The sequence below is a fragment of the Pediococcus sp. AC40 genome (assembly GCF_030252485.1).
In the GTDB taxonomy this organism is placed as follows: domain Bacteria; phylum Bacillota; class Bacilli; order Lactobacillales; family Lactobacillaceae; genus Pediococcus; species Pediococcus acidilactici.
The window spans coordinates 939,539-957,755 of sequence record NZ_CP127012.1; the positions used below are offsets into that span (position 1 = coordinate 939,539).

Here is an 18,217-nt window from a genome sequence, read left to right on the forward strand (position 1 = left end):
TGAAGGGAAGATTTTTTGATGAATGAATTAATCAACAAGATTACAAAAGAACAACTTCGCGATGACATTCCTGAATTCCGCGCTGGTGATACTGTTCGGGTTCACGCTAAGGTTGTTGAAGGTAACCGCGAACGGATCCAGATGTTTGAAGGGGTAGTTATCAAGCGTCATGGTTCAGGTATTAGTGCTACATACACTGTTCGCAAGATCAGTAACGGAATTGGTGTGGAACGGACATTCCCACTCCACTCACCACGTGTAGCTAAGATTGACGTTGTTCGTTACGGTCGCGTTCGTCGTGCTAAGCTTTACTACCTACGTGCACTACATGGTAAGGCAGCTCGGATTAAGGAAGACCGTCGTAAAGCTAACGCTATGAAAAACAAATAGTCTTTAGCCCTACTAAGATTGGGTAACGACTATTGAAGAAACCAATTCGCTTAATTGCGGGTTGGTTTTTTTGTTGTTAAGAATGAAAAGAAAATGCTAAATTTTTTAAATTTCCATGGTCAAAAAAAAGAGCCTCGACTATCGTTTAGCAGCAGCTGTTTATGGTACTCCACTTTGTGGAGCCTTTATGACTGATTTAGTAGCCATTAATGAAAGTAAGAGTGATAACGTGGTTAGTGGGGAAGCTGAGGTCAAGGCACTGGAATCACATCTTGATCAACTTGGCGTTTCATCTCAGGCCGTCTTGGTTGGACTTGGAGATAAAACTGCCGCAACTTTACGTCAATTTGCGCAACGCCTGGTTGAAAAGCTACCCCATTATTCAGGCGCAAACGGACACTGGAAAGCTGCTAATACAAGACAAGCAGTTCTAAAGATTGCTGAAAAATATTAATAACTCAACTAGGTAATTAATCAAAAAGGAATCCGGGGTATTCGAGGAGCATTTCGTATACTTAGGATTTCTTTTTAATTTGATAACAAAGACTATAAATTAGTTATTAATTCATTATTAGTGACTGATTAAGTTGAGGGGACATCATGAGCTTTAAGTAAATTAACCGAGCGGTTTACCATTATTAGAATTAACGATCTTCAAGAGAATACGTATATTAAAATTTCAAGCAAAAATAAAAAGGAAAGACATACCTTTAAACGAGATATGACTTTCCTTTTTTATTAAAACCCTTTACTACGCTTGGATAAACTTAACGGCAGTCCCGTAAGCGGCAACCGACTGCATATCCGAACCAATTGATCCAGAGTCAAAACGCATCATGACTACGGCGTCGGCGCCCATTTCTGCAGCATTTTCGCGTAAACGTTGGACCGCGATGTGGCGGGATTCGTCTAACATCTTGGTATAGTCCTTAATTTCGCCACCAACGATATTTTTTAGTCCTGCGCCAATATTGCGCACCAAGTTCTTTGATTGGGTGGTTAAGCCAAAAACTTCTCCAAGCACCTGATATTTCTTGCCAGGAATGTGTTCGGTAGTGGTAACTAACATTTCTTCCATAAAAATTCCTCCTCGTATAAGTTACGGACGTAAATATGCATAACCAGCGGATTGCTTTTCTACTAGTTCAACAACCCCCGAGGGAACAACTTTTGCTGCTGAAATTAAACTCCCGGGATTAATTTGTCGTTGGTCTAATGAATTTTGGCAAACGGCTAACTGATTTTGTGGTTGTAGTGCGGATTGAATTGACGCACTACGAGCCTGTGTAGTTTGTAAAGCCACCACTGCCGGACCGTTAACAAGTAATTCGATCACGTCGTCTGAATTAACGTAATGCTCATTCAAATGTGCGAGATTGCTTAACACCATCGGCCATTTTTCAATTTCGTCAATATGGATAATTATTTTCATTAGTAACGAGTCTGCATTTCTCAATGGTTATGTAACTCATATTATAACGCGAATCAAAGACGGTAGGGAGCTAAAAGCAAGTTACACAATCAGTTTATTTGTACACCATTAACGATGTCTAGGATGTATAAAAAAGACTTGACACGTTAAAAGCCGGTCTAAAGGTAATTTTGGTACATGGGGTTAATTAATTGTGACGATTCACATCAAACTGTTTCAGTAAGAAAGGAAAGCCTTCAGCCCCGTGGTTACGGAGTTTAGCGGAGCTTTATTAAAAAATAGAAAAAAGTTCATATTTTAAAATCAATTGCGCAAAGATATTTTTCTCGCTATTCTTTTGAATATTCCTTATATAAGGAATCGCAAGGAACACTCGGTTGAGGAGGAAATAAGAATTTGAGTATTTTAAACGCGGCAGAAATCATGGAATTAATTCCAAATCGTTATCCAATCTTGTTTATGGATTACGTTGACGAATTAGAACCAGGAAAATCAATCATTGCAACTAAAAACGTTACTATTAACGAAGAATTTTTCCAAGGACATTTCCCGGGTAATCCGGTAATGCCTGGCGTATTAATTATTGAATCATTAGCACAAGCAGCTTCAATTTTAATTTTGAAGTCGGAAGAGTTTGCCGGGAAGACAGCATACCTTGGCGCGATTAATAATGCTAAATTCCGCCAGATTGTTCGTCCCGGGGACGTTTTGAAATTACACGTCGAAATGATTAAGAAAAAACGCAACATGGGGGTTGTGGAAACTTTTGCAACCGTTGGTGAAAAGAAAGTTTGCCAAGCTCAATTGACCTTTATTGTTGGGGCGACTGACCAGCCTAAAGCATAGTCGGTGAAGTAAATGGGATTAAAAATTATTGATTCGGCAAAGTATAGTCCAGAAAGGATTATTACTAACGACGAGCTAGCTCAAACGTTAGATACGTCGGACGAATGGATTTCAAAACGAACCGGCATTAAGCAGCGACATCGAATTGATGAAGAAACTAATGCTGTAATGGCAACTAGGGTCGCAGAAGATTTACTAGCCAAGACGAATACCGCTCCCGAAGAGGTGGATCTGATCGTGGTGGCAACCATGTCTCCGGACTACCAAACTCCTTCGGTGGCTGCGCAAGTTCAAGGTGCTCTTAAAGCTTCTAGAGCCATGGCTTTTGACATTAGTGCTGCGTGCAGCGGATTTGTTTACGGGATGAGCGTGGTGAACCAGATGCTTCAATCGCCGAATTATCATAAGGCTTTATTAATTGGTTCAGAGGCGCTCTCTCGCTTATTAGATTGGCAAGACCGGAGTACGGCAGTTTTGTTCGGTGATTCCGCGGCGGGCGTTTTAGTTGAAAATGATCCCGCGAGTTCTGCTAGTTTAATTGCCGAACGACTAACTACTTATGGCGATTTAGGGGAACACCTCACAGCTGGTAACGTAGCTGCGTTAACCGATTCAACGCAATCTTATTTTTTTCAAATGAATGGCCGCAAGGTTTACGAATTTGCAACTAACCGGGTTCCTGAATCAATTCGTGCAGTGTTACAAGCGGCGGAAATTGACGCGAGAGACGTTAAGTATTTCCTATTACACCAGGCGAATGCCCGCATTATTAAAAGCGTGGCCAAACGATTGGAACTTCCGATAGAGAAGTTTCCGATTAACATTGCTGATTATGGGAATACCGCGGCAGCCAGTGAACCGTTGCTTTTAGCAGAACTGATGCAGGAACATAAAATCCAACGCGGCGACATCATTGTGTTCAGCGGCTTTGGCGGTGGTCTGACCATCGGAACTAACGTAATTAAATTTTAAAAACATATTATTTGGAGGAACATAAAATGACAAAAGAAGAAGTATTCGCAAAGGTACAAGAAGTAATCGCAGACCAATTGGAAAAAGACGCAAGCAAGATCACAATGGAAACTAGTTTTTCAGAAGATTTAGAAGCAGATAGCTTGGACATCTTTGAAGTTGTGGATCAATTAGAAGATGAATTTGATATCGACATTGATACTGACGAAAACATGGATACCGTAGGCAAATTAGTTGATTACATCATTGAAAATCAAGATTAGTTTTAGTCAGTATTAAGGAGAGCGTAATGGTTAAAGCAGCATACTTATTCAGCGGACAGGGTCAGCAGTTTGCGGGAATGGGGCAAGACTTCTATAAAACTGAACCAGCTTATCGGGCTTTAGTTGATGAAGCTAGTCAAATTTTAGACCAAGATTTTGCAGATCCTGCGGTAATGGATGATCCCGTCAATACCCAATTAGCGATTGTGATTTTTAGCTTAGGGGTGGAACGAATTTTACGGCAGGAAAAACTGCGGGCAGAAAAATTTGTGGGACTAAGCTTAGGTGAGTATTCTGCATTGTTAGCGGCAGGTAGTTTTTCATTGGCGGATGGTTTAGCAGTAATTGGAGACCGTGCGCGATACATGAGTGAAGCTGGTAAACAAAACCCTGGTCAAATGGTAGCGGTGCTCAACGCAGAACCTTCAGTAATTGATGAAGCGTTAGCGGATGCCCGAGAAGTTGGTGACGTTTTTCCAGCAAACTATAATACGCCAAAACAAACCGTTTTTGGTGGCAACGCAGAGGGAATTGAACGCTTTAGTGCGGCTTTAAAGGCGGCGGGCGTAAAACGCGTTGTTCCAATCAAAATGCCGGTGGCTTCGCATACTCCGTATATGATGCCAGCTAGTGCTCGTTTAGCAGAGCGCTTAGCAAACGTTCCGGTTCAAGAACCGCAAATCCCGGTACTTAGCAATACGCTGAAGGCGCCGTTTACCGTAAGTAATTTGAAGGAAACCTTAGTGAAGCAGTTAACACATCCGACTTACTTTACGGATTGTTTAAATAGTTTAAACGTTGATGAATTGGACTGTCTTATTGAAGTGGGACCTGGCAAAGCGTTGAGTGGTTTTGCGAAAAAAACGTTAAAAAAAGCGGAACTACCAATTTTTAACGTTGACCGGGTGGAAAATTTAAATAAATTACGCGAGTTCCTGGTGACTAAACAAGCTAAGGAACCGGTTATCTAAAGGTTTACGGACATTGATAGACACGAATAGGCTGGGAAAATTTAATTTAAGTTTTCTCAGTCTTTAATTAGGAGGCCATAATAATTGGATATTAAAGATAAAGTTGCGGTAGTTACTGGCGGAACGAAAGGAATCGGACTGGCAATCGCTAAAGATTTAGCGCAACAAGGTGCGAAGGTCTTTATCACTGCGCGCCGGGCAGTTGAAGATGAAGCGTTACAAAACGAACTTAATGATTTAGGAATTACCTTCAAGAACTTGGATATTCGCGCTGACGAAGCAGTGGGGACGTTGCTTAACGAACTTAACGAAGAACAAGGTCACGTGGACATTGTCATTAATAACGCCGGCATTACCCGCGATAAGTTGTTGAGTCGGATGTCGGTAGAAGATTTTGAAGAAGTTATCGCGACTAACCTAGTAGGAACTTTTTCAGTTACTAAATACGCAATGAAAATCATGCAAAAGCAACGTTCGGGAAACATTGTCAACATTTCTAGTATTTCAGGAACTCACGGAAACGTGGGCCAAGCTAATTATTCTGCTAGCAAGGCGGGAATTGTAGGTTTGACCAAAACAACCGCCCGCGAAGGTTTGTTAAGAAATATTCGGTGTAACGCGATTGCTCCCGGCATGATTGAGACGGCAATGACGGGAAAACTAAGCGACAAGGTTCGCGCTAAGACTGAAGAAATGATTCCAATGCACCGTTTTGGGCAACCGGAAGAAATTGCCATGGCGGTAAGCTTTTTACTGAAAAATGATTACATTACTGGGCAAGTTCTGACCGTGGACGGCGGATTGACCCTTTAAATCAAGGAGGAAAATATGACTAGAAGAGTTGTTGTAACAGGAATGGGGGCACTGACCCCACTTGGTAATAGTCGGGACGCCTTTATTGAAGGGTTAAATGAATCCAAAGTAGGAATCGACCAGATTACTCATTTTGATGCTGAACCTACTGGAATTACGGTTGCTGGAGAAGTTAAAGATTTTAACGCTACCGAACGTTTAGAAAGAAAAATTGCTAAGCGGATGGATCCATTTTCCCAATACGCTTTGTACACGGCGGTAGAAGCCATGGAGCAAGCCGATTTTAAGGATGGAGAAGTGGATCCCGAACAGATGGGAGTTATCTACGGCTCTGGAATTGGCGGGTTAACCACAATTCAAGAACAAGTAATCAAAATGAACACCAAGGGACCTAAACGAGTTTCTCCGTTGTTCGTTACTAATTCAATCACGAACATGGCGGCGGGTAATATTTCGATGTACTTTAATGCCAAAAATACTAGTCAAGCGATCGTTACGGCTTGTGCTAGCGCTAATAATGCCATTGGTAATGCGTTCCACCATATTAAAAATGGGTATGCGGACGTAATGATTACTGGTGGTGCCGAATCATCAATTAATGAAATCGGAATTGCCGGTTTTGCGGCCTTAACAGCGTTATCGACCGCGACGGATCGTTTACGCGCTTCGATTCCGTTTGATAAGGAAAGAAATGGCTTTGTCATGGGTGAAGGAGCCGCTACCTTAGTTTTAGAAGAGTACGAACACGCGAAGGCCCGTGGTGCAAAAATTTTAGCAGAAATTGTCGGCTACGGAATGACTAGTGACGCTTTCCACATGACCCAGCCAGATCCTGACGGCCGTGGAGCTATCCGGGCGATGGAAATGGCCTTACAAGAAGGCGGCTTAACTCCTGCAGACGTGGATTACATTAACGCCCATGGGACCAGTACCTACGCTAATGATAGCGCGGAATCTAAAGCAATCGCGAAGGTTTTTGCTGACAACGATCATTACCAAGTAAGTAGTACTAAGTCGATGACCGGACATTTATTAGGGGCGGCAGGTGCCATTGAAGCCGTAGCAACCATTGCGGCATTACAAAATGACGTGATGCCAGTAAACGTCGGGCTTCAAGTTAAGGATCCGGAAGTCAACATTCCGTTGGTAACGGAAGACAGCCGGCGAACAAAGGTTCATGCAGCAATCAGTAATTCCTTTGGTTTTGGCGGGCATAATGCGGTATTAGCATTTAAGAGGTGAGAAAATGGAAGAGATTGATTTAGATAAATTATTAACTAAATTGGATCAATCGTCGTTTACGTCATTTGAAATTCACGACGGCGACTTTAATTTAAAGGTTAAAAAAGAAGCAGTAGCGGTTAGCCAACCCGTAATGCAAAATAATCCACCGGTAGCGGAAGCGGCTCCTTCCGTGCCTGAAAGCGAACCGTTAGCTGAAATTAAGGCACCGTTTGTGGGAGTGGTTTATTTTGCTCCGGCAGAGGGCGAAGATCCGTATATTCAAGAAGGTAGTACGGTTAAAAAAGGTGACACCGTTGCCTTGATTGAAGCAATGAAGATGTTTAACGAAGTTCATTCACCAATTGAAGGCGAAGTTGTCGAAATCCTGGTTGATAATGGTTCTATGGTGGAATATGACCAGCCAATCGCTCGGATTCGCGAAAAATAGGGGGGCGTGGAAATGGTAAATGTACAAGACATCATTCCCCAACGGCCACCATTTCAATTAATTGACCAGTTGATTAATTTAGAAGATGGCAAAAAGGCGGTTGCCCAAAAGCAAGTTACCATCAACGAATGGTTTTTTGGCCATCAAAGCGAACTATTTATGCCGGAACCATTATTAATTGAGGCACTTGCGCAAACGGGGGCCTGTGCACTACTATCAGCACCCGAATTTGCTGGCAAAAACGCCTTTTTTGGCGGGATTAAGTCGGCAATCTTTAACCAACGGGTGGTTCCTGGAAACGAGTTAACCCTAACCGTGGAATTAACCAAACTGAAGCGTCAAATTGGGACGGGCCACGGGGTGATTGAAAATGAGCGACACGAAGTGGTTTGTGAAGCTGATTTAACTTTCATCGTGGGCTAGAAAGAGGAGAGTATTGATGTTTCAAAAAGTTTTAGTAGCCAACCGGGGTGAAATTGCGGTACAGATTATTCGTTCGTTACACGAGCTAGATATTCAGGCAGTGGCAGTCTATTCTACCGCAGATGAAAATAGCCTCTTTGTACGCCTCGCGGATGAAGCAGTCTGTATTGGCGGTCCCCAACCAGCGGAATCGTACCTAAATACTTTTAACATTGTTAACGCAGCCATTTTAACCGGCTGTGACGCAATTCATCCGGGTTATGGCTTTTTATCAGAAAATGCTGAATTTGCGCGGTTGTGTGAAGAAAGTAATTTAAAATTTATCGGACCAAGTTACCAGACAATCGAGTTGATGGGTAATAAATCACGGGCCCGTGAAACCATGATTAGTGCGAACGTACCGGTTATTCCAGGTAGTAACGGGATGGTGCGGGATTTAGAAAACGCCATGGTGGTTGCGGAGCAGATCGGTTATCCCGTAATGCTAAAGGCGGCCGACGGTGGTGGCGGAAAGGGAATCCGGCGAATTAATTCACCAGACGAACTAAAAAAAGCTTACCAAGCGGCGCAACGTGAAGCACAAACTTCTTTTGGTAACGCGGATTTATACCTAGAAAAAATTATTGAAAACGCCAAGCATATTGAAATGCAAGTGATTGCCGACCAGTATGGACACTACGTTTTCTTACCGGAGCGAGATTGTTCACTTCAGCGGACCAATCAAAAGGTGATTGAAGAAACGCCTTGCGCAGTAATTTCTCACACGGAACGGGAAACTTTAGGTGAAATCGTGGTTCGGGCGGCTAAGGCAATTAAGTACTATAACACCGGCACCATCGAATTCCTTATGGATCAAGATCACCATTTTTACTTCATGGAAATGAACACGCGCCTACAAGTGGAGCATACCGTTACCGAAGAAGTTACTGGAATTGAATTAATTAAGGAACAAATTAAGATTGCGGAAGGCCAAAAATTGAGTTTTAGTCAGCTTGACGTAAACATTTTAGGTCACGCAATTGAATGTCGGATTAATGCTGAGGACCCTAGTAACAACTTTATGCCATCGGCTGGTAAGATTGACCACCTCTTTTTACCGGTGGGAACCATGGGAGTGCGAATTGACTCGGGAATTACCCAAGGAAGTTTAATTCCACCGTTCTACGACTCAATGATCGCTAAAATGATTGTAAAAATGCCGACTCGTCAAGAAGCAATTGTTAAAATGCGACGAGTTCTAAAGGAATTTGAAATTGCTGGGGTTAAATGTAACAAGACGTTCTTAGAAGCGTTGTTAGTTGATAAAGGGTTTGAAAAGGCACAATTTTCAACTAAATATATTGAAAATAACTTTTTGAAAGAGTGGTTGAATAATGAAAAGTAAGTTTTCCTTGCCAACCCAAGAAGAAATTGTTAAGCGCCTGAAGAAAATTCCAGAAGGCTTATGGCGTGAATGTCCCGAGTGTCATGAGAAGTATTACTATCGTCACGCGGGTAGCTTAGAAGTTTGTCCCAAGTGTGGGTACGGAATGCGAATTGGTGCGCGCAAACGAATTAAGATGGTCTGTGACGAGTTTGAAGAGTGGGATAAAGCCCTTACTACCGACCCTCAGAACGCTGACCCAAAGTATCGCCAGAAGTTAGCAAACGGGATTAAGCAGACCCGGGTCAACGAGAGTGTTCTGACTGGAAAGGGTAAAATTGGTAATTTTGCGGTAGCTATTGCGGTGATGGACTCCCGGTTTATCATGGGAAGTTTAGGCCAGGTTACCGGACAAAAAATTGCCCATCTTTTCCAAAAAGCCACCCAAGAGCGGTTACCCGTGATCATCTTTACGGCTTCTGGCGGAGCGCGGATGCAAGATGGAATCCATTCCCTTATGCAAATGGCGAAGGTGTCTGACGAAGTGGCTCGGCATAGCGCGGAAGGCTTGTTATACATCGCGGTTTTGACTGATCCAACTACCGGCGGGGTGACTGCCAGTTACGCAATGCAAGCTGACATTATTTTGGCAGAACCGAAAACCTTAATTGGTTTTGCGGGACGGCGGGTAATCGAACAAACCATTAACCAAAAACCGCCTAGGGATTTTCAAAAGGCAGAAACGTTACTTAAAAATGGATTTTTGGATGCAATTGTCGAACGCAAGGACTTAAAAAGCTACTTAAATAACTTGTTAAGCCTCCATGCGGAATGAATAAGCAGGGATGAAAATGACAAAAACAGCATATGAAACGGTTATGGCAGCCCGGGCTAAAGAAAAGGTTGCCACCGAAGATTTGATTAATAATATTTTTACCGACTTTACTGAATTTCATGGTGATCGACAATTAAGCGATGATCCGGCAATCATTGGTGGAATTGCTCGACTAAATGGTTTACCGGTGACCGTTATCGGAACCCAAAAGGGAAAAAATACTGCCGAAAATATTGAACGCCATTTCGGGACGGTCGAACCGGAAGGCTATCGTAAGGCAATTCGTTTAATGAAACAGGCTGAAAAATTTAAACGCCCAGTAATTACCTTTGTTAACACGCCGGGTGCGTATCCTGGAATGGATGCTGAATATCACGGACAGGGATCGGCAATTGCCCAATGCTTAATGGTAGGCATGGAGCTACGGGTACCATACATCAGCGTAATTGTTGGTGAAGGTGGTAGTGGTGGCGCATTAGCCTTGGCAACTGCGGACCGAGTCTGGATGTTTGAAAACAGCATCTATTCGGTGCTATCGCCAGAAGGCTACGCCTCGATCGTTTGGAAAGATGCTAAACGAGTGGCGGACGCGGCGGAAGAATTAAAGCTGACACCAGAGATTCTGCTGACCGAAGGAATCATTGATAAAATCATTCCGGAAGTCGTCGACCAAGAAAGCACGAAAGTTTTAAAAAATATGTTAGTTTCCGAAGTGGAAAGTTTACGACAATTTTCGGCTGACGAACTTGTTGAACAGCGCCACGAACGGTTTAGTAAATTTTAGAAAAGGGGTTACCGATTTGGAAGGAATACTTAGTGGAAAAACAATTATTGTAATGGGCGTAGCCAATAAAAATAGTATCGCTTGGGGATGTACCCAAGCGATCATTAACCAAGGCGGCCGAGTAATTTTAACTTACCAAAATGATCGAATTAAAAAGAGCTTAAGCAAATTTGTAGCTCCTGACGTTCCCTTAGTGGAATGTGACGTGGCCGAAGATGAAAATATTGAAGCTGCTTTTGATAAAATCAAGGCGGAATATGGCGAAGTCGACGGGATTATTCACGCGATTGCCTTTGCCGACAAGGAAACCTTAGAAGGTGGCGTAATTAATACCAAAAAGGTTGGCTACAATTTAGCGCAGGACGTGAGTGCCTATTCATTGATCGCGGTATCTCGTTACGGCGCAAAAATTATGAAGAACTCGGGAAGCATTGTAACGTTAACATACTTTGGCTCTACCCGGGCAATCCCTAATTACAACATGATGGGAATTGCAAAAGCAGCGCTAGAATCTAGTGTACGTTATTTAGCAAGCGACCTTGGCGAACAACACATTCGGGTTAACGCAATTTCTGCTGGAGCAATTAAAACCTTAGCAGTTACGGGAATTAAGAAACACCGTGATCTGCTAAAAGAATCTCAAAGCCGGACGGTGGATGGCGAAAACGTTACTACTGATGAAGTGGGAAACGTTGCGGCATTCTTAGTAAGTGATCTGGCAACCGGAGTAACGGGTGACGTGATTTACGTGGATAAAGGCGTGCACCTCGTTTAGGACTATTAAATTTGCAATTATTATCGATACTTTTAAAGCCATAGCTGGAATGCTATGGCTTTTTGTGGTGAGGTATTTTTAAAGAAGTGAAAAGTAGCGATAATTTTTAGAAATGCTTCGGAATAGTTAGTGGAACCATTGGCATCCTAGATTTTATCGAAACTGCTAATAAAAGGTTAGTGAGAAGTTCCGATGGACCTTTATTTTTCTTGTTAACTCCCACCAGCGGAATCGAACCGCTGCGTGTCACCAGAGTGAGGATACGCTATGGTCTAGCGTATTCATTTCCTCTAGGAGCTCGGTGAGCATCCGCAGAATCGGCATCTTGTTGGCTAACGTATTGGAAATTACCAGGATTCTTAACTCTTGAATAGTACAAATTGCTGTCAGACACAAAAACCATGCCAGGTCCAGCAACTGTCCAATCGCCTTCTTGTGTGGAAGAAACTTCTTCGATAGAAGAAGAGCTTACCTCGTTACTTGACTCGTTGTCATCACTAGACGTCACAGAATCTGTATCCGATTTAGAAATGGCTTCATCTGTATCGTAATCCTCATCAGATGAAGCTTCTTCTGAACTATCAGATTCATCGTCTAAGTCGTTATCGCTTGAAGAATCGTCTACATCTTCGTCAAAATCATCTTCATCACTTTCGTCTATATCCTCGTCAGAATTATCTGAACTTTTAGCTACTTTTTCAGTTTTTGAACTATTGGTATCAGAAGATGGTGTCTCAGCAATTGCTATCCCAGTTATTAAAAGGATAACGCTAAAAAATCCGATAACTAGGGCAATGAGAGGTTTTCTGTGGTAAAAATCCATAATAGGTTCTCTATAATGATAGATTGCCCAAATACCTAGCCCAATAATAATTATGTACCAGAATCTAATTAACAGAAAAAACAATATTACTATACCAACACAGCCCCAAAATCCTGTGCTTTCTTTTTTCAAATTGAACTCCTCCAAAAAGTTTCAGCTTTTAACGTCGTCAGTTTTTGGACTTGTTTTTTTACAAACGAAGACTAATCACAACGGGTTACTAGAGTGGGATAGGATTTTTTGGAAATCTTCTGTTTCTAGTAATCATTAACATTAACCTTGCTACTTAATTAGAAAGATTCAACTATTTTAATCGGAATCCTTTAATACCAAATGACAAATTTTTTGTGTTTAATAACTGTGCCTTATTATTTTGTAAGTCAGCGTAGTATGTAACATTAAAGTTTTTGTATTGATTGCATCCATTAAAAGATTGGACATCTTTTAAAATACCCATCTTCTAATTCTGCCGAATACTTATGGCTGTAAAATTTTTAGTAGTAATTTTAATGCTAAGTGTGTTTTGGCTTTTCCATTATTTAGATTACAGAACGCATTTTGTAGCGTTGCCTAAACTGCTTATTGATGTAGTTTGATTTCTTCGTTATATTGTATCAATTTTGCAACCTCACAGTGTAAAATATATCAAAAGTTTTACAATAACACCACTGTTTTCTTTAAAATAAATGGATGTTACGCCATTTAAATAACCTTTGGAAAACCAACTAATAAACATTCAATTAAAATTTATTAATGCTTTTGATAAAGCCCGTCGCTTTTGCTAGAATTACTTGAATTGGTTTAACGTGAAAATTGGGAGGCACTAATTTTGAATATCGGAATTGATAAGATCAGTTTTTTTACTAGCGACCTTTATCTACCAATGGATGATTTGGCAAAGGCGCGCAATGAAGATCCGAATAAGTATTTAATTGGTATTGGACAGTCTAAACAAGCGGTCATCCGGAATTCACAAGACGCAGTCACCTTGGCAGCCAATGCGGCTTGGCAAATTCTCGATGAAAAAGAGCGGCAATCAATTGATTTGATTTTGTTTGGAACTGAGTCGGGAGTGGATAATTCGAAATCTGCGGCGGTTTACTTACAGTCGCTATTGGGGATTAACGCACAGGCAAGCGGGGTAGAGCTTAAGCAAGCTTGTTTTGGACTTACTGCAGGAATTCAGTTGGCGATGGGACATATTGCCCTGCATCCAAAAAGCAGGGTTTTACTCGTCGGTGCCGATATTGCCCGTTACGGAATTAAGACGGCTGGTGAACCAACCCAAGGCGGGGGGGCAGTGGCCATGATTATGAGTGCTAATCCGCGTATCTTAAAGATTAACCCCGAAAGTGCGCATTTGACAAAAGACATTATGGATTTTTGGCGCCCGCTTTATCGTAGTGAAGCGTTGGTAGATGGTCACTACTCATCCCAAGAATTTATTGACTTCTTCCAAAGTACTTTTCAACAGTACTCAGCCAAAACTGGGCAAGGACTTAACGACTTTACAGCGTTGATTTTCCATTTGCCATACACGAAAATGGGATTAAAAGCTCTTCGAAGCGTGCTGGAAGAAGCACCTGATGATCAAATTGCCGAAGGACTATTAGCTCGTTTTGAAGACAGTCGCCAGTTAAATCGCGAAGTTGGTAATTTATATACTGGATCGTTATACCTCAGTTTATTGTCGCTATTACAGGCACGTTCATTACGTGAAGGGGATCAAATTGGTCTCTTTAGTTATGGTTCAGGAGCAGAAGGAGAGTTTTATACTGGTGAAGTGGTGCAAGGCTATGAGAGAATGTTAGACACAAGCGTTTCTGAGCAGTTACGGCAACGTAAGCCAGTTAGCGTAACTGAATACGAGGAAATTTATCGTAGTTTCATGGCGGCGCAACCATCAGATTTTGTAACGGACTATCAAAATGATCCTGCCCGTTTTGCGTTAAAGGGACAAAAAGATCAGCAACGCCAATACGTAGAACGCAAAGATTGATTTTGAGCTTGATTACTAATTGGCTGGTGCTATTTTTGAAAATAATAAAGGAGACTTCCATTTCCAGGAAGTCTCCTTTATTAATAAGTTTGAAATTTACTTTATGATGCAAGCGCGTCTTCAACTATCTTGCCATCTTTAACGACTAACAAAGCTCGGTTACTATCGGGTTGTAAAAGTTTTACCGTATACCCAGAGCCTAACTCCTTCTTTAAGGATTTTGAAAGTCCAGTAAATTGTTTCTTTAGCCCTGCGTAGCTATCTTTATCAATCGTTCGGGAATCTTTCACCCAAGCGCTGAAAGCTTTTTTGCTATTCGCATCAGTTGGGGTAACCACGAATACTTTTTGATCTGCGTTAAAGGTGAGGTCGCCTAATGACTTCAAATTTTTCTTAAGACTAGCAGTAATGTTTCTTTCTTTAGCAGCCTGTTGTGACGCTGCCTGACTATCACTGTTCATTTTTTCAAATTTGTCGTCTTTAATTGAGGCTTCCTTACTTTTTTTAGCAGCCAAATGTGAACTAGCTGTGCTAGCAGCTGTAGACGGTTTTTCATGAATAACCTGGTTTCCCGAAAAAATGACTAGGGCTAGGGGAATTATAAAAAGAATAATTGCTCCAAAAATGGACTCACGGCTACGAATTGAAGAATGTAGCTTAAAGAGACTAAGTATTAACGCGATTGATGCTAAAACTAAAACATATAACATAATATCCTCCGAAATGATTCATTGCCTTGACCATTAGTATGACGGGTATAGGCGCAGAAATCAATAGATAACTATTAATTTTAGTATATATCGCTTCTAAAAAGCCCCACCACTTTGCCCAAAATGGTGACGTTGTCCAAAATAATTGGGCTCATGGTATCATTTTCGGGTTGCAAGCGGATGTGGTCGGTTTCTTTAAAGAACCGTTTGCAGGTTGCTTCGTTTTCGTCAGTCATCGCAATTACGATTTCGCCATTATCGGCGGTAGATTGTTTTCGAACGATGACTTGATCGCCCGATAAAATGCCGGCATTGATCATACTTTCCCCTCGAATGGTCAACATGAAAAGATCGCTGCTTTCATTCTTAAATTCCGGTGGAACGGGGAAAAAGTCGGTAGCTTCTTCAACGGCTAGGATGGGTTCCCCAGCGGTAACTACCCCCAAAACTGGGATTTGCTCGCCATTTTCTTGAATGCCAAGCGCTTCTAAGCCTTGGGCCGTAATTTCTAATGCACGAGGCTTAGTAGGATCTTTTTCTAAGTATCCATTTTTTTGTAGGCGGTCGATATGCCCATGTACCGTTGATGTCGAAGATAAGCCAATTGCCTTACCAATTTCTCGAACGGTAGGCGGATAACCTTGCGTTTGGACCGTTTGATAGATATACTCAAGAACGTTAAGTTGCTTAGTACTCAAATTCTTTATCATTTTTTCACCCCACGAATATTTGATATAATTTTAACATAGACAGGTGAACTTCTCAAACAGATGTTCGCATTTTGCCAAACGAAATAAATAAAGGGGAGTAATAGTAATGGCAGATCAAGAAATGCAAAAGCTAATTAAACGGATTAATGAATTAGCAAAAAAAGCAAAAGAAGAAGGCTTAACTGAGCTTGAAACTATTGAACGTAAGGAATTGCGGCAAAAATATTTAAAACGGTTTAGAGAAAGTTTTCGGAGCCAAATTGAAATGATGAAGATTTTTGATAAAGATGGTAAGGAAGTCACCCCCGAAAAGGTAAAGAAAGTTCAACGAAAAAAAGGCTTACGTGACGATTAAACGGGGCTTTTGTTTTTACTTGTTTTTGTGTAAAATGAAAAGGCAGACTGTTCACGAGGAGGATTGACAATGTCAACTGGAATTTGGATTATGATTGTAATTATCGCCGTTCTTGTTGGAGCAATCGGTGGATTTTTCTTTGCACGTCGTTACATGGAAAACTACTTAAAGAATAACCCACCAATTAACGAAGACATGCTTAGAACAATGATGCTTCAGATGGGGCAAAAGCCATCACAAAAAAAGCTTCATCAAATGATGACCGCAATGAAGAATCAATCGAAAAAATAAAAAAGCGTCCGTTATTTGGACGCTTTTTTTGTATGGGAAGGCTCGGCCATGTCAACATATTGGAACGTTGGATCTAATTCGCGGTCTAAAGCAGCAAAGGCCGCGTTTAAGTCTTTTTCCAATTGGGCTAAGTTTTCGTCGTTCATCCGAGTTTTTCGGTCAATTACGATTGGCTCACCAAAATTGATTTGAACCTTTCGCCGGCTAAATAGAGCTTTAAACGAAAGTGGTCCCTGATAAACAGCGGGGACAATGGGAACGTTAGCTAGCTTGGCAATCACGAATGCACCGTTTTTTAATTCTTGGGAATGGCGCGTGCCAGATGGAAAAATAATGGTTGAGAGTTCACCCTTTTTTAAAATTTTGACGGGCACTTTGATTGCCGATGGGCCAGGATTCTGACGATCAACTGGAAAAGCGTTGAGCTTGGTGATTAACCATTTTAAAAATCGGTTTTGAAACAGTTCCTTTTTCGCCATAAAAGAAAAACGCTTTGGGTAAGCTGCTAATGCATATAAAACCGGGTCTAGCCACGTTCGGTGTGGTGCAACTAACACGTACGAACCGCTTGGCAACCGATCTTTGTGATGGAATTGCGGGCGCCCGTTAATCAGCGTTAGAAGTCCCGAAACTAGATGTTTAATAAATGTATACAACATATAGAATAACCTTTGCTTTCAATTTGATATTAATTTGATTATATTATGAAGTAATGGGATTGAAAAGGAGTTTTAAATGGAAGTTAAGTTAAATGCTGACGAACGAATTGATCAGCTTTATCGCGATAATATTCAAATTATTCAAAGTCCTAGCGTTTTTTCATTTTCACTAGATGCAGTATTGTTAGCTAATTTCGCGGAAGTAAAGCAAAGTTCCAAGGCACAAATTGTTGACCTTTGTGCAGGAAACGGAGCCGTAGGACTTTTTTTATCTAAAAAAACCAATGGGCATGTGACAATGGTAGAAATTCAGTCACGTTTAGCGGAGATGGCCGAGCGAAGTATTTTACTTAACGATCTTGTAGAACGCTACCGCGTATTGAACCTCCCGCTTGCAGACTCATTAGGAACAATTAAAACTGACAGCGTTGATAGCATTGTTTGCAACCCGCCGTATTTTCCAAACCATCCGGATAGTAAAAAAAATCCTAACCAGTTTTTGGCAATTGCCCGGCATGAAATAGCGACTTCCCTCAATGAAATTTTGGAAACTAGTCAAAAAATGTTGAAAATGAATGGAAAACTATTTATGGTGCATCGTCCCGACCGGTTACCGGAAATTATTAATGACTTTACCCAAAATCGACTTGCTCCTAAACGGATTCAATTTGTTCACTCGCATGAGGGTGACGAAGCCAACATGGTTTTGATCGAAGCAATCAAGGATGGCAGGCCTAATGGAGTTAGAATTTTACCGCCAATCATTACTTATGACGGGCTTGAATATTCACCAACAGTAAAGGAAATGTTATATGGAAGCACCAAGTGAAAACGGTTTTTACTTCTACGTGCTCTGGTGTGCAGATCAGACGTTGTACACAGGCTACACGGTTAATTTAAAACAACGGGTTGCACGGCATAATTCTGGCCAAGGCGCTAAATATACCCGGGTTCCTAAACGTCGTCCGGTTCAGCTGCTTTATTATGAAAGCTTTGAAAACCAGCATGATGCAATGAGTGCAGAATATTTTTTTAAAAAACAAAGCCGCAAAGAGAAACTTAAATATTTAAAAAATAATGGGGTAATAGTAACTACTTTCTCACATTAGTGGTACATTTATATTGATTAAA

General features: G+C 41.4%; 25 protein-coding genes. 19 read left to right on the forward strand and 6 right to left on the reverse strand.

The window, feature by feature from the left end:
• Positions 1-18 precede the first annotated feature (18 nt).
• Positions 19-390, forward strand: coding sequence for a 50S ribosomal protein L19 (rplS, locus tag NL111_RS04535; RefSeq protein ID WP_002831503.1), 372 nt, complete (start codon positions 19-21; stop codon positions 388-390).
• 115 nt (positions 391-505) lie between these two features.
• Positions 506-844, forward strand: a complete 339-nt coding sequence (locus tag NL111_RS04540) for a hypothetical protein (RefSeq protein WP_285110554.1) — start codon at positions 506-508, stop codon at positions 842-844.
• Positions 845-1,141: 297 nt separating this feature from the next.
• Here NL111_RS04540 and NL111_RS04545 read toward each other — a convergent pair whose 3' ends face one another.
• Positions 1,142-1,468, reverse strand: a complete 327-nt coding sequence (locus NL111_RS04545; RefSeq protein WP_119178850.1) for a heavy metal-binding domain-containing protein — start codon at positions 1,466-1,468, stop codon at positions 1,142-1,144.
• A gap of 21 nt (positions 1,469-1,489) precedes the next feature.
• Entirely contained in the window at positions 1,490-1,822 is a 333-nt protein-coding gene (locus NL111_RS04550) for a DsrE family protein (RefSeq protein ID WP_053905986.1), read from the reverse strand.
• A 396-nt stretch (positions 1,823-2,218) separates the two neighbouring features.
• Here NL111_RS04550 and fabZ point away from each other — a divergent pair, with 396 nt between their 5' ends.
• The 12 genes from fabZ to fabI all read left to right on the forward strand — a co-directional run bounded on the left by fabZ (position 2,219) and on the right by fabI (position 11,539).
• Entirely contained in the window at positions 2,219-2,668 is a 450-nt protein-coding gene (gene fabZ / locus NL111_RS04555) for a 3-hydroxyacyl-ACP dehydratase FabZ (protein ID WP_002831508.1), read from the forward strand.
• A gap of 12 nt (positions 2,669-2,680) precedes the next feature.
• Positions 2,681-3,640 (forward strand): beta-ketoacyl-ACP synthase III, encoded by a 960-nt coding sequence (locus NL111_RS04560; protein ID WP_063504288.1) that lies wholly within the window; start codon positions 2,681-2,683, stop codon positions 3,638-3,640.
• A 26-nt stretch (positions 3,641-3,666) separates the two neighbouring features.
• Positions 3,667-3,903, forward strand: a complete 237-nt coding sequence (gene acpP / locus NL111_RS04565; RefSeq protein ID WP_002831510.1) for an acyl carrier protein — start codon at positions 3,667-3,669, stop codon at positions 3,901-3,903.
• A 26-nt stretch (positions 3,904-3,929) separates the two neighbouring features.
• A complete protein-coding gene (locus NL111_RS04570) occupies positions 3,930-4,874 on the forward strand; it encodes an ACP S-malonyltransferase (protein WP_285110555.1) in 945 nt (314 codons plus the stop codon).
• 84 nt (positions 4,875-4,958) lie between these two features.
• A complete protein-coding gene (fabG, locus tag NL111_RS04575; RefSeq protein ID WP_002831512.1) occupies positions 4,959-5,687 on the forward strand; it encodes a 3-oxoacyl-ACP reductase FabG in 729 nt (242 codons plus the stop codon).
• Positions 5,688-5,702: 15 nt separating this feature from the next.
• Entirely contained in the window at positions 5,703-6,929 is a 1,227-nt protein-coding gene (fabF, locus tag NL111_RS04580; RefSeq protein ID WP_285110556.1) for a beta-ketoacyl-ACP synthase II, read from the forward strand.
• 4 nt (positions 6,930-6,933) lie between these two features.
• Entirely contained in the window at positions 6,934-7,359 is a 426-nt protein-coding gene (locus tag NL111_RS04585) for an acetyl-CoA carboxylase biotin carboxyl carrier protein (protein WP_004165734.1), read from the forward strand.
• A 12-nt stretch (positions 7,360-7,371) separates the two neighbouring features.
• A complete protein-coding gene (locus NL111_RS04590) occupies positions 7,372-7,782 on the forward strand; it encodes a 3-hydroxyacyl-ACP dehydratase FabZ family protein (RefSeq protein ID WP_002831515.1) in 411 nt (136 codons plus the stop codon).
• A 16-nt stretch (positions 7,783-7,798) separates the two neighbouring features.
• Positions 7,799-9,166, forward strand: a complete 1,368-nt coding sequence (accC, locus tag NL111_RS04595; protein WP_002831516.1) for an acetyl-CoA carboxylase biotin carboxylase subunit — start codon at positions 7,799-7,801, stop codon at positions 9,164-9,166.
• Positions 9,156-9,980: an acetyl-CoA carboxylase carboxyltransferase subunit beta gene (locus NL111_RS04600; RefSeq protein WP_285110557.1), complete on the forward strand. Its 825-nt coding sequence runs from the start codon at positions 9,156-9,158 to the stop codon at positions 9,978-9,980. The genes accC and NL111_RS04600 overlap by 11 nt, the downstream gene beginning before the upstream one ends.
• Before the next feature lie 16 nt (positions 9,981-9,996).
• On the forward strand, positions 9,997-10,764 hold the full coding sequence (gene accA / locus NL111_RS04605) for a carboxyltransferase subunit alpha (RefSeq protein ID WP_002831518.1): 768 nt from the start codon (positions 9,997-9,999) through the stop codon (positions 10,762-10,764).
• 16 nt (positions 10,765-10,780) lie between these two features.
• Positions 10,781-11,539, forward strand: coding sequence for an enoyl-ACP reductase FabI (gene fabI, locus NL111_RS04610; protein WP_285110558.1), 759 nt, complete (start codon positions 10,781-10,783; stop codon positions 11,537-11,539).
• Between the two features lie 265 nt (positions 11,540-11,804).
• Here fabI and NL111_RS04615 read toward each other — a convergent pair whose 3' ends face one another.
• Positions 11,805-12,494, reverse strand: a complete 690-nt coding sequence (locus NL111_RS04615) for a CvpA family protein (protein WP_285110559.1) — start codon at positions 12,492-12,494, stop codon at positions 11,805-11,807.
• Positions 12,495-13,191: 697 nt separating this feature from the next.
• Here NL111_RS04615 and NL111_RS04620 point away from each other — a divergent pair.
• Positions 13,192-14,361 (forward strand): hydroxymethylglutaryl-CoA synthase, encoded by a 1,170-nt coding sequence (locus tag NL111_RS04620; RefSeq protein ID WP_285110560.1) that lies wholly within the window; start codon positions 13,192-13,194, stop codon positions 14,359-14,361.
• Between the two features lie 101 nt (positions 14,362-14,462).
• Here the strand turns inward: NL111_RS04620 and NL111_RS04625 are convergent, their stop codons facing one another.
• Complete coding sequence (locus NL111_RS04625; protein WP_002831523.1) at positions 14,463-15,071, reverse strand: hypothetical protein; 609 nt, start codon at positions 15,069-15,071, stop codon at positions 14,463-14,465.
• Positions 15,072-15,151: 80 nt separating this feature from the next.
• Entirely contained in the window at positions 15,152-15,781 is a 630-nt protein-coding gene (lexA, locus tag NL111_RS04630) for a transcriptional repressor LexA (protein ID WP_002831524.1), read from the reverse strand.
• Between the two features lie 106 nt (positions 15,782-15,887).
• Here lexA and NL111_RS04635 point away from each other — a divergent pair, with 106 nt between their 5' ends.
• Together NL111_RS04635 and NL111_RS04640 are read left to right on the forward strand one after the other, a co-directional pair.
• On the forward strand, positions 15,888-16,136 hold the full coding sequence (locus tag NL111_RS04635) for a DUF896 domain-containing protein (protein ID WP_002831525.1): 249 nt from the start codon (positions 15,888-15,890) through the stop codon (positions 16,134-16,136).
• Positions 16,137-16,205: 69 nt separating this feature from the next.
• A complete protein-coding gene (locus NL111_RS04640) occupies positions 16,206-16,427 on the forward strand; it encodes a YneF family protein (RefSeq protein ID WP_002831526.1) in 222 nt (73 codons plus the stop codon).
• Between the two features lie 11 nt (positions 16,428-16,438).
• On the opposite strand, the gene NL111_RS04645 is transcribed toward NL111_RS04640, so the two are convergent.
• Positions 16,439-17,086: a lysophospholipid acyltransferase family protein gene (locus NL111_RS04645; RefSeq protein ID WP_002831527.1), complete on the reverse strand. Its 648-nt coding sequence runs from the start codon at positions 17,084-17,086 to the stop codon at positions 16,439-16,441.
• Between the two features lie 76 nt (positions 17,087-17,162).
• Between NL111_RS04645 and NL111_RS04650 the strand changes: the two genes are divergently transcribed.
• On the forward strand, positions 17,163-17,915 hold the full coding sequence (locus NL111_RS04650; protein ID WP_285110561.1) for a tRNA1(Val) (adenine(37)-N6)-methyltransferase: 753 nt from the start codon (positions 17,163-17,165) through the stop codon (positions 17,913-17,915).
• Positions 17,899-18,195, forward strand: coding sequence for a GIY-YIG nuclease family protein (locus NL111_RS04655; RefSeq protein ID WP_002831531.1), 297 nt, complete (start codon positions 17,899-17,901; stop codon positions 18,193-18,195). The genes NL111_RS04650 and NL111_RS04655 overlap by 17 nt, the downstream gene beginning before the upstream one ends.
• Positions 18,196-18,217 lie beyond the last annotated feature (22 nt).

Excerpts from the sequence above, each read along its gene's own strand:
- rplS (WP_002831503.1), top strand. The coding sequence starts at position 19 with ATGAATGAATTAATCAACAAGATTACAAAAGAACAACTTCGCGATGAC.
- NL111_RS04540 (WP_285110554.1), top strand. The coding sequence starts at position 506 with ATGGTCAAAAAAAAGAGCCTCGACTATCGTTTAGCAGCAGCTGTTTAT.
- NL111_RS04545 (WP_119178850.1), bottom strand. The coding sequence starts at position 1,468 with ATGGAAGAAATGTTAGTTACCACTACCGAACACATTCCTGGCAAGAAA.
- NL111_RS04550 (WP_053905986.1), bottom strand. The coding sequence starts at position 1,822 with ATGAAAATAATTATCCATATTGACGAAATTGAAAAATGGCCGATGGTG.
- NL111_RS04560 (WP_063504288.1), top strand. The coding sequence starts at position 2,681 with ATGGGATTAAAAATTATTGATTCGGCAAAGTATAGTCCAGAAAGGATT.
- acpP (WP_002831510.1), top strand. The coding sequence starts at position 3,667 with ATGACAAAAGAAGAAGTATTCGCAAAGGTACAAGAAGTAATCGCAGAC.
- NL111_RS04570 (WP_285110555.1), top strand. The coding sequence starts at position 3,930 with ATGGTTAAAGCAGCATACTTATTCAGCGGACAGGGTCAGCAGTTTGCG.
- fabF (WP_285110556.1), top strand. The coding sequence starts at position 5,703 with ATGACTAGAAGAGTTGTTGTAACAGGAATGGGGGCACTGACCCCACTT.
- NL111_RS04585 (WP_004165734.1), top strand. The coding sequence starts at position 6,934 with ATGGAAGAGATTGATTTAGATAAATTATTAACTAAATTGGATCAATCG.
- NL111_RS04590 (WP_002831515.1), top strand. The coding sequence starts at position 7,372 with ATGGTAAATGTACAAGACATCATTCCCCAACGGCCACCATTTCAATTA.
- accC (WP_002831516.1), top strand. The coding sequence starts at position 7,799 with ATGTTTCAAAAAGTTTTAGTAGCCAACCGGGGTGAAATTGCGGTACAG.
- NL111_RS04600 (WP_285110557.1), top strand. The coding sequence starts at position 9,156 with ATGAAAAGTAAGTTTTCCTTGCCAACCCAAGAAGAAATTGTTAAGCGC.
- accA (WP_002831518.1), top strand. The coding sequence starts at position 9,997 with ATGACAAAAACAGCATATGAAACGGTTATGGCAGCCCGGGCTAAAGAA.
- NL111_RS04625 (WP_002831523.1), bottom strand. The coding sequence starts at position 15,071 with ATGTTATATGTTTTAGTTTTAGCATCAATCGCGTTAATACTTAGTCTC.
- lexA (WP_002831524.1), bottom strand. The coding sequence starts at position 15,781 with ATGATAAAGAATTTGAGTACTAAGCAACTTAACGTTCTTGAGTATATC.
- NL111_RS04635 (WP_002831525.1), top strand. The coding sequence starts at position 15,888 with ATGGCAGATCAAGAAATGCAAAAGCTAATTAAACGGATTAATGAATTA.
- NL111_RS04640 (WP_002831526.1), top strand. The coding sequence starts at position 16,206 with ATGTCAACTGGAATTTGGATTATGATTGTAATTATCGCCGTTCTTGTT.
- NL111_RS04645 (WP_002831527.1), bottom strand. The coding sequence starts at position 17,086 with ATGTTGTATACATTTATTAAACATCTAGTTTCGGGACTTCTAACGCTG.
- NL111_RS04650 (WP_285110561.1), top strand. The coding sequence starts at position 17,163 with ATGGAAGTTAAGTTAAATGCTGACGAACGAATTGATCAGCTTTATCGC.
- NL111_RS04655 (WP_002831531.1), top strand. The coding sequence starts at position 17,899 with ATGGAAGCACCAAGTGAAAACGGTTTTTACTTCTACGTGCTCTGGTGT.